The sequence below is a fragment of the Bradyrhizobium sp. SZCCHNRI3052 genome (genome assembly GCF_032484895.1).
Lineage (GTDB): Bacteria > Pseudomonadota > Alphaproteobacteria > Rhizobiales > Xanthobacteraceae > Bradyrhizobium.
Genome location: NZ_JAUETW010000002.1, coordinates 1,072,350 through 1,084,088 on the forward strand (window position 1 = coordinate 1,072,350; position 11,739 = coordinate 1,084,088).

The 11,739-nt window shown below is 61.5% G+C and carries 9 protein-coding genes and 1 pseudogene; 2 read left to right on the plus strand and 8 right to left on the minus strand.

The annotated features are described in order from the left end of the window. Nucleotides 1–4 precede the first annotated feature (4 nt). The 5 genes from boxA to QW887_RS10485 form a co-directional block, all read right to left on the minus strand. Nucleotides 5–1,186 (minus strand): benzoyl-CoA 2,3-epoxidase subunit BoxA, encoded by a 1,182-nt coding sequence (boxA, locus tag QW887_RS10465; protein WP_315754140.1) that lies wholly within the window; start codon nt 1,184–1,186, stop codon nt 5–7. A 59-nt stretch (nt 1,187–1,245) separates the two neighbouring features. Further along, nucleotides 1,246–2,694 (minus strand): benzoyl-CoA 2,3-epoxidase subunit BoxB, encoded by a 1,449-nt coding sequence (gene boxB / locus QW887_RS10470; RefSeq protein WP_315754142.1) that lies wholly within the window; start codon nt 2,692–2,694, stop codon nt 1,246–1,248. 35 nt (nt 2,695–2,729) lie between these two features. Further along, the gene (gene boxC / locus QW887_RS10475) at nt 2,730–4,421 is read right to left on the minus strand and encodes a 2,3-epoxybenzoyl-CoA dihydrolase (protein WP_315754144.1); all 1,692 of its coding nucleotides are present in this window, start codon (nt 4,419–4,421) and stop codon (nt 2,730–2,732) included. 534 nt (nt 4,422–4,955) lie between these two features. After that, nucleotides 4,956–5,438 (minus strand): MarR family winged helix-turn-helix transcriptional regulator, encoded by a 483-nt coding sequence (locus QW887_RS10480; protein WP_315828355.1) that lies wholly within the window; start codon nt 5,436–5,438, stop codon nt 4,956–4,958. Between the two features lie 14 nt (nt 5,439–5,452). Then, entirely contained in the window at nt 5,453–5,842 is a 390-nt protein-coding gene (locus tag QW887_RS10485) for a hypothetical protein (protein WP_315754146.1), read from the minus strand. A gap of 146 nt (nt 5,843–5,988) precedes the next feature. On the opposite strand from QW887_RS10485, the gene QW887_RS10490 reads away from it, so the two are divergent. Both QW887_RS10490 and QW887_RS10495 read left to right on the plus strand, forming a co-directional pair. Then, nucleotides 5,989–7,308, plus strand: coding sequence for a Rieske 2Fe-2S domain-containing protein (locus QW887_RS10490; RefSeq protein WP_315754148.1), 1,320 nt, complete (start codon nt 5,989–5,991; stop codon nt 7,306–7,308). A gap of 35 nt (nt 7,309–7,343) precedes the next feature. After that, nucleotides 7,344–8,306 carry a PDR/VanB family oxidoreductase gene (locus QW887_RS10495; RefSeq protein WP_315754150.1) on the plus strand — a complete coding sequence of 321 codons (963 nt, stop codon included), beginning with the start codon at nt 7,344–7,346 and terminating at the stop codon, nt 8,304–8,306. Nucleotides 8,307–8,512: 206 nt separating this feature from the next. Here the strand turns inward: QW887_RS10495 and QW887_RS10500 are convergent, their stop codons facing one another. The 3 genes and pseudogenes from QW887_RS10500 to tnpC all read right to left on the minus strand — a co-directional run. After that, nucleotides 8,513–9,784, minus strand: coding sequence for a hypothetical protein (locus QW887_RS10500; protein ID WP_172179754.1), 1,272 nt, complete (start codon nt 9,782–9,784; stop codon nt 8,513–8,515). A gap of 190 nt (nt 9,785–9,974) precedes the next feature. Beyond that, nucleotides 9,975–10,145 carry a hypothetical protein gene (locus QW887_RS34905; RefSeq protein WP_409998688.1) on the minus strand — a complete coding sequence of 57 codons (171 nt, stop codon included), beginning with the start codon at nt 10,143–10,145 and terminating at the stop codon, nt 9,975–9,977. Then, nucleotides 10,090–11,562 (minus strand): annotated as a pseudogene (gene tnpC / locus QW887_RS10505) (IS66 family transposase); the annotation flags it as partial. The gene QW887_RS34905 and the pseudogene tnpC, both read right to left, overlap by 56 nt. Nucleotides 11,563–11,739: the final 177 nt, after the last annotated feature.

The window sequence follows — 11,739 nt, forward strand, 5'->3', positions numbered from 1 at the left end:
CCAACTAATAGGTCTCGACGTGATAACGCCCCTCGGTACGCATCGCGTCGCGCAACTCGCGCCAGCGCAGATTGGCGGTGCGGCAGATGTCGTCGAGCGCGGCATCGACGCCCTGTTCCATGCCCTTGAGACCGCAGACATAGATATGGGTCGCGGTTGAGCAGAGCAGGGCTACCAGAGACGCTCCTTCCTGCCGGATGAGATCCTGCACATAGACCTTCTCTTCACTCGGAATGCGCGAATATGCGAAGCGCTTGCCTAGCAGGCTCTCCGGCACGTTCTGCAATGGGCCGAAATACGGCAGGTCCTGCGGCCGCCGCGCTCCGAAGAACAGCAGCATGCGGCCAGGAGCGCTGGGCATGGATCGGCGCCGCCACTCCGTGAAGCCGCGAAACGGGGCCGAGCCGGTGCCGGTGCAGATCATGATGATGTTGGCGGAGGGATCGTTCGGCATGAGGAAGGTTGCGCCGAACGGTCCAGTCACGTTGACCTGATCGCCCTTCTTGAGATCGCTGATGTAATTCGAGCAGAGTCCATTCGGCTCGCGCTTGACGGTCAGCGCGAGATTGTTGGTGTTCGGCCGCTCGCCGTGCCGCGGGCTCGCGATGGAATAGAGCCGCACGCGATGTGGCTTGCCTTCTTCATCCACGCCTGGAGGCACGATACCGATCGATTGACCTTCCAGAACCGGAAACGCCACCTCGCCGAAGTCGAGGATCACGTGATGGACGTCGACATCGGAATCCTGGTGCGTAAGGCGAAAATTGCCCGTGACGGTCGCAACAGCAGCGTGGTTCCTCTGGTAAAGATTGACCGCGGGCTTGGCTGCGCTTGCGGGAGGGACGGACTTGCCGCCAACGCCAGTATGGGCCTGGTCGAGCAGGGCCAACACCTCGGAGTCGATTGCCTCGCCGTCGTCGCCGCCGGTCAGCTCCCCTTGCTTCGGCAGCTCGCCCCATGAATATTGCTCATCGAGCGAGTAGGGCGACCTGACGATGCGCCAATTGTCGATCGAGCCGGTCGGACACGGCTGGATGCAATCCATGCACAAATTGCACTTCGTCGCATCAACCACGTAGTTGTTGTTGTCATGAGTGATCGCGTCTTCCGGACAGGTCTCTTCGCAGGTGTTGCAGCGAATGCAGATTTCCGGATCGATCAAATGCTGTTTGAGCGGCGCATTCATGGTGGCCCGAGCAGGAAATAGGACCGTCCGCATGGCGCGGGACGGCCGGGTTGAACGGATCAAGCGGCGATCTGGACGTATTCGAAGTCGCCCGGCTTGTTGTCGATGCCAACCTTCGGCGGCGCGATCCAGCTTGCGAACTGGCCTGGCTCAAAGGCAGGCTCCATCAGCGACGCGATGAACGCGCCGTCTGAGTCCGAGGGCAGATACTCCTTGTGTGCCTTCGCCCAATCTGCGTCCGACATGATCACCCCTCTGGGCGAGACATGGACGTCGCGGAACTCGCCGATCTTGCGATGGAATGCCACGTGCGGCAGTTCGAGACGGAACTTGATGCCTTCCTTCTCCATGATCTTGTTCCAGCGCCCGACGCCGCCGGCGCAATCCCGGCTGTAGTCGTCACGCAGCCGCATGTTGAGCGCGGTGAGCGCGGCCTCGTCCACGTTGGAGATCCGCCCGTCGACCAGCTTCAGCACCGGGTAGGTTGCGTTCGTGAGCTGGTGATCGTCGTCAATCCTCGTCTCCTGGAAGCGGCCCTTCAGCCCGGCATTGTAGAAATTGGCCGAATTAGTCGATATCTCGGCGCCGAACAGATCCAGCGTAAGCGAGTAGTGCAGGTTGAGCTTCTTCTGGATCGTGGGCAGGTCGATGACGCCGAGCCTCCGAATCTTGGTGATGTCATGGGGATCTTGGATGCCGGCACTCTTCATGGCTTCGCAGGTGCGCTGGATCGTGCGGCCGACACCTGTCTCGCCGACGAACATGTGATGGGCCTCTTCCGTGAGCATGAAGCGGCAGGTGCGGGACAGCGGATCGAAGCCGGATTGCGCGAGGCTTTCGAGCTGCATCTTGCCGTCACGATCAGTGAAGAAGGTGAACATGAAGAACGACAGCCAGTCGGGTGTTGTCTCATTGAATGCACCCAGCATGCGCGGACTGTTGTCGTCGCCGGAGCGGCGGCGCAGCAACTCATCGGCCTCCTCGCGCCCGTCGCGGCCGAAATATTTGTGCAGAAGGTAGACCATCGCCCAGAGGTGTCGGCCCTCTTCGACGTTGACTTGAAACAGATTGCGCATGTCGTAGAGCGAGGGAGCGGTTGCGCCCAGGTGACGCTGCTGCTCGACGGAAGCCGGCTCGGTGTCACCCTGAATCACGATGAGGCGCCGCAGCATCGCTCGGTATTCCCCAGGCACCTCCTGCCAGGCCGATTCCCCCTTATGCTGGCCGAAGTTGACCTGCCGCCCCTCCTCCTTCGGCGCGAGCAGGATGCCCCAACGATATTCCGGCATTTTTACATAGTCGAACTTGGCCCAGCCTTTCGGGTCGACCGAGATCGCGGTCCGGAGATAGACCAGCGACTCCTGGAAGCCGGTCGGACCCATATCTTTCCACCAATCGATATAGCCAGGATGCCAGCCTTCGAGGGCGCGCAGCACAGTCCTGTCCTCGACAAGTCCGACGTTGTTGGGAATACGGGTGGAATAGTCCACGTTGAGGTTTTCGAGCACGAACGTCTCCTTTTTGGTTGATGAAAGCGGGCGGGTCAGACGCGCTGCATGCTGAAGGCCGGCCGGATCCCGGTGCCGTAACGCGCAAGTGCACCGTCTTCGCCGACCGCGTTGGGGCGTTGGAAGATCCAGTTCTGCCAAGCGGTCAGGCGAGCGAAGATCTTCGATTCCATCGTCTCTGGACCGGCAAAGCGCAGGTTCGCTTCCAGCCCGGTGAGCGCGTCCGGCGAAAAGCTCGCGCGTTCTTCCCGGAACACGCGCAGTTCGTCGCTCCAGTCGATGTCGTCGAGCGCAAAGGTTACGAGCCCGAGTGCTTCAGCCTCGTCTGCCTCGATTGGGCAGCCGGACTTCTGCTTGAGTTCGCAGATCTTGCCCGGCTCGGAGAGGAAGCGCGATTGCAGGCGTGTCAGACCGTGCGACATCGGATAGCAGCCGAAATTCGCGGCGGTGAGCTCTACCTTGGCGGACGTCCGGTTGTTGCCTTGAACCCGGCCCGCCAGCATGTATGAGCGATCAGCCGCGAAGACCAGTTCGGCCAGCGTGCCGACGAAGCAGGATCCAGGCTCGATCAGCGTGACCAACGTGCGCGAGGTCAGATCGATCCGCTTGAGCACGCGCTTCCAGTAGTGGCGTATCTCGTGAGCGTACCAATGCTCGTGGTATGCGTTGAGAAGGGCGTCATACGCGCGGACCGCGGCGGGATCACCTTCCGTCTTAAAGATGATCGTGCCGACCTCATAGGCGTTGTTGCGCAAGTGCAGGATCGCATCATCCAGCTCGCGCGCGATCTGCATTGGCCAGAAGCGCGCGCCGAGCTCGACCGTCTCCTCGGCCGCGGACGGCGGCGTCCCGTCGGGCGCGCGGATCGTGATGGTCGCGATTCGCTGGGCAGCGTCGATGTCGAGCTTGATGTGACCGTAGTCGATGCCGTCGGCGCGAAACTTACGCTCCAGCGCGACCAGCTTCACGCCGCCCTGAGTGGGGTTTGGCCGGGGCGATTGCGCGGCGAGCTCCATGGCCGCCGCTTGCACGCGTTCTTCGAGCTTCGACGGCGAGACAAGCTCATCGATGAGTCGCCATTGTACCGCGCGGCGGCCCTTGATGCCTTCTTCGATGGTGCAAAAGACATCTGCGTGGTCGCGGCGAACCATGCGCTTGTCGATGACACGGGTGAGCCCGCCGGTGCCCGGCAATACCGCCAGCAGCGGCACCTCCGGCAGCGACACCGCGGTCGAGCCGTCGTCGACCATAATGATGCGGTCGGTCGCCAGTGCGAGCTCGTAGCCGCCCCCTGCCGCCGTGCCATTGATGACGGTGATGAAGCGCTGGCCCGAGTGCTCGCTCGCATCCTCCATTGCGTTGCGGGTCTCGTTCGTGAACTTGCAGAAATTGACCTTGTGCGCGTGCTCCGAGCCGGCCAGCATCCGGATGTTTGCGCCGGCGCAGAAAACCCGGTCCTTGGCCGAGCGAAGCAGCACGACCCTGACATTGGGATGCTCGAACCGCAGCCGTGTCAGAGCGTCGGCCAACTCGATATCGACCCCGAGATCATAGGAGTTCAGCTTGAGTTGATAGCCCTCGTAGAGGCCCGCATTCTCATCGACATCCATCGCAAGCGTCGCGACTTCGCCGTCCACCGAAAGCTTCCAATGGCGGTACCGGGACGGCTCCGTCTGGAAATCGATGAAATCCTTTCCGTTCGCAAGCTTTCGGGTGATGGCCGCCATAGACGCTCCCTACGCATTGAATCAATGGTTGGACCATAATAGCTGCACAATGATGCATTGTCTAGGAGGAGGTGGGCCGCTGGTTAGGCGCCAAGCTCACATAACGTGCATTATATTGCCAACTTGCAGCCTGCAGACCGGGAGCCAAAGCCGGAACGTCGGCGGCTCTGCGCTCTCCAAAGTTTTCCGAATGCGCACGCATTGCCCGGAAAAGGCTCACCTGCGGTGCTTCTCCTGATCACTCGCAGCGGCACGGCCACCGTTGACACCTGCTGGAGCGCGAGACCATCACACGCGCTGCGGACGACGGGCAGGCCGTACGGCGCGCCCTGTCGAGCGGACGTCCGGCGATGCTCGATGTCGGCCCGGATCCGGCATGCACCCAACCACGCATAAACGTCATGCTCAAAGCCGGAGCAGCGGGTGGTGAGTCATCCTTGTTACGTGAGCAGACCGGTTTGCCGATCATCGCAGGCGGGCCTCCTCGCGAACGCGTCGCTGTAGCCTGACGCACGCGGTGTATGCGTGCAAAACTCAATCATCCGACGTCGACGAACAGGCAGGCGCCTGAACTTTGGCAATGGCCAGCATGCATTTCAGGAAGTGTGCGCGGTCTTTCTTGCTCAGAGGCGCAAGCACGATGTCCTGCAGCTCGGCCGCCGCCGGGACGACCGCAAGCAAAGCTTCCTCACCCTTGGCGGTAATCTGGATCTGAATAGAACGGCGATCTTCCGGATTGGTCTTCTTCGAGACCAGCCGCCGCCCGGCCATGCGCTTGAGCATCTCGCTGAGGGTATTCCGGTCGCAACTGATGCGGTCGGCGAGAACCGACGCCGTCATCGGCCCCTGTTGATAGAGCGCCATGAGCACGCCGAACTGCCGCGGCGTGATGTCGCTCTGCCGGGTCAGGCTCTGATAAAGACCGTCATACCGGGCCTCAAGCAGCCGCAACAGAAAGCCGATGCCGCCTTCCAATTGCCAGGTGCGCGCAAGCTCCCCCGCCGAATCCTTTTCCATGCGTTTGCCTACGCTCATCCGGTTTCGATCTCGCTATGGCACCCGGCCGTGATCCAGCGGTTAACAGCTTGTTCCAATGAGCTCAACCCTGCCGCAATGCAGCGCAGGTTTTGAAATTCACACCATTGCAGAGAGATCGGATATTTAGTACGTATACGTATCAATTGAAAGGCGCGTGGCCGCAAACCAGGGAGGTCACTTTGCATCTGCGCGAATTGCTGGCGATCCCTTATCTCCTCGAAGCGGAAGCCGTGGAGAGGGAGCCCGGACAATGGCTGATCCGCCTCGCTTACCCGGAACTTCCGGGCTGCGCGGCGGAAGGCGCGGTGGTCGAACATGCGCTCCGGGATCTCGAACGGCGACGGATCGAAATCATCGTCAGCCTGGTCGAGCAGGGCCAGCAACCTCCGATACCGCGCCAACCGCTCGCGACATGCGATCCACTCTGGACCGTACACGATCTTGGCCTGTTGGAGCGCGTGACTCCGTTGCTCACCGCGGCAAACCCATAACGGCGACCTGATGCCATCGATTCGAATGGAGAACTGTCATGCTCTCACAAGAAGACAATGAGCGGCTGGTGAGAGTCGGAAAGGGCACGCCGCTTGGCGAACTCTTCCGTCTCTACTGGATTCCGTTTCTGCCTTCGGCCGATCTGACGCAGGACGGCCAGCCGCGGCGGATCCGGTTGCTCGGCGAGGATCTGGTCGCTTTCAGGGATTCCGAGGGGCGCGTGGGCCTTGTCGACCAGGCCTGCCCGCATCGGGGCGCTCCCCTGATCTTCGGCCGCAACGAGGATTGCGGGCTGCGATGCGTCTATCACGGCTGGAAGTTCGACGTGACGGGGGCCGTCACGGACATGCCGGCAGAGCCGGTGCGTAGCCGTCTCAAGGAGCGGGTGCGCATCAAGGCGTACCAATGCCGCGAGCGCAACGGCATGATCTGGACCTATATGGGCCCCGACCAGGCCGATCCGCCGCCGCTTCCGAACGTGGAATGGAACCTCCTGCCGCAGGAGCAGGTGCATGTCAGCCTGCGCGTCCAGGAGTGCAACTGGCTGCAGGCCGTGGAAGGCGAGATCGATTCGGCGCACGCGCCGTTGCTCCATGGCCGCCTGGACGCCCAAGGCACGACGAGTGCGTGGATCCAGAAGCGGGACCTTCGCCCAACCTTCGAATGCATCAAGCAGGATTTCGGGATGAGCATCGCTGCGCGTCGCAACTACGACGCCAACACGCTCTACTGGCGCGTGAACCAGTTCATGCTCCCGTTCTACACGCTTGTCCCGCCGCTGTCTCCGTTCCCGGATCTCAGCGGGCATGCCTGGGTGCCGATCGACGACGAGAACACGCTCTGCATCATGTTCTCATACCATCCTTCCGAGCCGCTCCGCCCCAAGACACGGCAGATCTTCACGGAAGGGCACAATGGCCGCGAAAGCGGACACGCCAGTCGCAACGCGCTCGTTCAGCATCCCGTGACGGTCCCCTATGCCGGATACTGGACCAGGTACAATCCGCAGAACGGCTTCCAATTCGACTACGAGTCCCAGCGCTCGACCTGGTTCTCGGGCTTGCCCGGGCTGTGGGTGCAGGACGGTGCCTGCCAGAGCGGCGTTTCACCGATCTTCGACCGGACAAAAGAAAATCTTTGCTCGAGCGATACCGGCATCGCGATGACGCGCCGCTTCATCCTCGAAGCGTTGGGCGCCTATCGCGATCATGGCACCAAGCCAAAGGGCGTGGCTGACCCCGACGTGTTCATGGTGCGAGCCGTGTCCTTGCGACTTCCTCCGGAGGATTCCTGGGTCGACGTCGGCGCGCCGTTCATGCAGGCCAGGCTCGGCGCCGATTTCGGATACGAGATGTGAGTAGGACGTCCTCTCAACTGGCGGAGGATGACGCCATGACCGAGCGTGTCATCCCGGTTCGCGTCAAGCGGATCACCTACGAGGCCGAACGCATCAATTCCTACGAGCTGGTGCCGCCGGACGGCGGCGAGCTCGATCCGTTCACGGCCGGCAGTCACATCGATCTGCACCTGCCGGACAAGATGATCCGGAGCTATTCGCTGTTGAACGACCAGCGCGAGCGGCATCGTTACGTGATCGCGGTCAACAAGGACGCCGCGAGCAGGGGCGGGTCGAGCTTCCTCCACGATCATGTCAGGGTCGGAGACGTTTTGACGGTTTCGGTTCCCAAGAACAATTTTCCGCTCCACGAAGATGCGGATTCATCGGTCCTGATCGCCGGGGGCATCGGCATCACGCCGTTGCTGTCGATGGTCCGCCGGCTCGAATGTCTGGGACGCCGCTGGGACCTGTTCTATGCCGCGAGGACGCGTGCTGCCGCGGCGTTTCTCGATGAAATCGGCAGCTTGCGGCCCAACGTCCATCTCAATCTGCATGTCGACGTCGACGACGAGCGATCGGGGCGGATGTTCGACCTAGCGTCGATCGTCGAACGAGTCCCCGCGCAAGCTCATCTGTACTGCTGTGGCCCCGCGCCGATGCTGAAGGCGTTCGAGGCCGCCGCTGCCGACCGTCCCCAAAATAGCGTCCACGTCGAGTATTTCCAGGCCAGGGAGACCCCGGTGCTCGAGGGTGGCTTCGAGGTCAGATTGGCCAGAAGCAATCGCACCATCGCAGTGGAAGCGGGTAAAACCATTCTGGATTCGCTCCTCGAAGCCGGCCTTGCACCCAACTACGCCTGCCGCGAGGGTGTCTGTGGCACCTGCGAGACGCGGGTGCTGGAAGGAATACCGGACCATCGCGACCAATATCTGAGCGAGGAAGAGCAGGCCTCCAACAAGGCGATCATGATCTGCTGCTCAGGCTCCAGGACGCGCACGCTCGTTCTGGACCTCTAGCCGCACTCGCAGTTGGAATTCTTCCCGTAAGCTATTGATCTGCAATGGCCGGAAACTGGCGCAGTTGGAAAAAATCTCTTGAGAAATCAATCGCGATAGCGTGTCTCTTAATCAGCGGGTCCTAGGTTCGAGCCCTAGTGCGCCCACCAAGCCTTTCAAGGACTTATGATAGAGTCGGCCAAGTCATTCCGACAAGCGGTCAGCGGCTATTCCGACAAACCGGCTGCTTTTGTTCGCTCCTCCCGGCGCTTTTTTGACCCCGAGATCAACTGTTTGCGGGTCCGCTTCGCATAGGTTGGCAGTTGTCGACTCGACCTGTGTCGGCCTGCGGCACGCAACTCAGCGTCTGTCAGGTCGCTGTCTGCCCCTTCCGTGAAGCCGCCGTGGCGGAATGAAGTGAAGGACAATTCGCTTCGCAGAGACGCGGCTCTGATGATCTTTTTGACCACGGCCCGCAGATACCGCAGATCTCGCCGCTGGGTGATCCAGGGCACGAGCGCGCTCCCTCGGCGACTTTGGTGATCGCGCCGAAACATCAGGCCCGCCGCCATTCTCGATTTGATCTCATCGAGCTCGGCCATCAACTCGGGGAACAGCGTCTCGCCTGCGTCGTCGAACAGAGGCCACCAAGCCTCCTCCCCATTCTTGGGGTGGACGACCTTGACACTGTTCGGACGCTCCTTTGGCCGGTAGTGGGAAATCTCGAACGCGCCGAAGACGTGCTCCTCGCGTTGCAGCCATTCCCAGCTGAGAAGAGCGGCGGTCGCAACCGAACGATAACCCATCTCGTTCGCCTTTCGACGAAAGGCGACGAGTTCTTCCCATGTGGCGGTTGGCGTCTCTCGTGCTGCTTGGTTTGGCGCACGAGCTTTCAGGCCCATGCGAGAGAACGGGTTGATGGCTGGGACGTCCTTCTCCCTGGCGCGGTGGCCAACGAACCAGGCTCGCCGACAAGCGACCATGGCGGCGTTCGCAAAACGCCGACGTTCGCGATGAATGATATTGCCGTCCTTGTCTCTTTCTTCAACAACGAGCAGCTTTGCATAGACAGCGTCCACGAAGCCCTTCGTGAATTGACCGATCTGCTTTGAGCCCGCTCGAGTCCCATCCTTGAGCATATGGTTGGCGAAGAGCGACAAGCCTTGATCATAAAGTCGTTGGGTCTTGTGATCGATCTCTTTCCATTTCTGGTGCGACTTGAAGATGCTCACCAGCCAATCAAACGTCCCTGGGACAAGCGAAGGCGGACCAAGGTCGGTCAGTCCTCGCGAGCGCCAGCTGTCGAATGCTGGAAGCAAGACCGTTTCGGCTCGCTCTACTGCAGCCGTGTAATCCTCGCCTAATGCCTCAGCTTTGATCTCGCAGCCCTGCTTGCGCGACCAGGTCGGTGGCTCGAAAAAGTAAGCCCATCGCCCATTCTTCAACGGCTTGCGCCGGCAATAGCGCGGCAACTTCAACGTGGTGCGAGGTGGTTTCATACAAGGGATGCCAAGTCTTCTCGACTAGGCGAATCGGAATCCGGCTTGATGAAATTGTCAATAGCTGTCTTTGACCAGATTGGCTCGCGAGCTCTTCCAGTGCCGTGGTAGCCCGTCGGACGAGGGGCTTCTCCTCGGAGCACAGCACGTGCGAGCTCTTTCGTGTCACCGTAGTCCAAGTACGCCGCCGTCATGTCCGCTCGCATGATTGCACGTCGAGCAGAACGTCTTCGCGTGGCAGATGATCGGGCAGCGGACGGCGTCGCGGCGAAGAGTTGGCTTCCGGTGTGACCTTCGGTTGCGCTTCTTCGACGCGGCCTCGACGATCCATCCCTGGGCCGACTCGCGGAGATGTAAGCATAGGGCTCGACGTCGTTCAGCTTGCACGTCGTGATCAGCGAGCTGACCACTGCCCATCGTTGGCCGCCACCATCGCTACCGGCGAACAGGTGGTTCTTGCGGCCGAGGGTGACGGGGCGGATGGCGCGCTCGACCGGATTGGTGTCGAGCTCGACGCGGCCATCGTTCAGGAAGCGAGTCAGGCCGTGCCAGCGCGAGAGCGCATAGCGGATCGCTTCAGCGAGCGTGCTGCGGCCGGAGACCAGGCGGAGCTGCGCATCGAGCCAGACGTTCAGCGCGTCGACGATCGGTTTGGAGAAGGTCCTGCGTTCGGCAAGACGGTAGTCAGGCGATTGGCCGCGGATGCGCGCCTCGATCGCATAGAGCTCGCCGATCCGGCGCAGGGCTTCTGTTGCCACGGGAGACGCGGTGGCTTCGGCCACATCGTAGAACTTGCGTCGCGAATGGCTCCAACACGCCGCGAGCGTGATGCCCTCCTTGTCGGCCAATTGCTCGAAGCCGGCATATCCGTCGACATGCAGGATGCCCTTGAAGGCGGCAAGATGTGCGACCGGTCGCTCGGCCTTGCGGTCGGGTGCGAACAGGTAGATGGCCGCCGGAGGTTCGGGTCCGCTCCACGGCCGTTGCTCGCGCGCGTACACCCAGAGCCGTCCCGTCTTGGTTCGCCCACGGCCAGGATCGAGTACCGGGATCGGCGTGTCATCGGCAAAGAGATGGTTGGAGGCGAACACGTTCTTGCACAACCGTTCGTGCAAGGCTTCGAGCCACCAGCATGCGCCGCCAACCCAGCCTGCAAGCGTCGAGCGGCAGAGATCGGCGCCATGACGGTCGAAGATCTGCGACTGCCGATAGAGCGGAAGGTGATCGCAGTACTTGCTAATCAACACCTGCGCGAGCAACGCCGGCGTCGCCAGACCGCCAGCGATCAACCGCTCCGGCGCGCCGGCTTGCACGACCTTGTTGCAGGCTCGGCAGGCGTATTTGGGTCTGGTTGTGCGCACGACGCGAAGCTGCGCCGGTACCCAATCCAGCATCTCGCTGACGCTCTCGCCGATCAGATGGAGAGCTCCACCACAGCAGCCACAAACCCGGTCTTGCACGTCGAGCAGAACGTCCTCGCGTGGCAGATGATCGGGCAGCGGACGGCGTCGCGGCGAAGAGTTGGCTTCCGGTGTGAACTTCGGCTGCGCTGCCTCGACGCGGCCAACGTCGCTGTCGAGATCCTCCAGACCGAGTGCAAGCTGGTCGGGGTCGATGCGCTCGGAGCTGCGGCCGAACTGCATTCGCTGCAGCTGTTTGATGATGGACTTGAGACGATCGATCTCGGTGTCGCGGTGATCGATGGCTGCCGCGATGTCACGCACCAGGCGCTGCAGAAGCTCAGGATCGGATGGGAGATTGGTGAGATCGAGCTGCATGTCCGATGGTACTCGAACATGCTGATTCGTAGAAGAATCGTAGCTCAGTTCATCACCAGTTTTTGTCGATCATCCTGCAATCGCCGGTTTCCAGATGCGCTCTGGCGCGCGCCAGTCGATGCCTTCGATCAGCATCGCGAGCTGCGCCGGCGTGAGCGTGATCGAGCCATCATAACC

Coding starts and splice junctions, on each gene's coding strand:
- boxA (WP_315754140.1), bottom strand. CDS start 1,186: ATGAATGCGCCGCTCAAACAGCATTTGATCGATCCGGAAATCTGCATT.
- QW887_RS34905 (WP_409998688.1), bottom strand. CDS start 10,145: ATGCTTACATCTCCGCGAGTCGGCCCAGGGATGGATCGTCGAGGCCGC.
- QW887_RS10480 (WP_315828355.1), bottom strand. CDS start 5,438: ATGGAAAAGGATTCGGCGGGGGAGCTTGCGCGCACCTGGCAATTGGAA.
- QW887_RS10495 (WP_315754150.1), top strand. CDS start 7,344: ATGACCGAGCGTGTCATCCCGGTTCGCGTCAAGCGGATCACCTACGAG.
- QW887_RS10500 (WP_172179754.1), bottom strand. CDS start 9,784: ATGAAACCACCTCGCACCACGTTGAAGTTGCCGCGCTATTGCCGGCGC.
- boxC (WP_315754144.1), bottom strand. CDS start 4,421: ATGGCGGCCATCACCCGAAAGCTTGCGAACGGAAAGGATTTCATCGAT.
- QW887_RS10490 (WP_315754148.1), top strand. CDS start 5,989: ATGCTCTCACAAGAAGACAATGAGCGGCTGGTGAGAGTCGGAAAGGGC.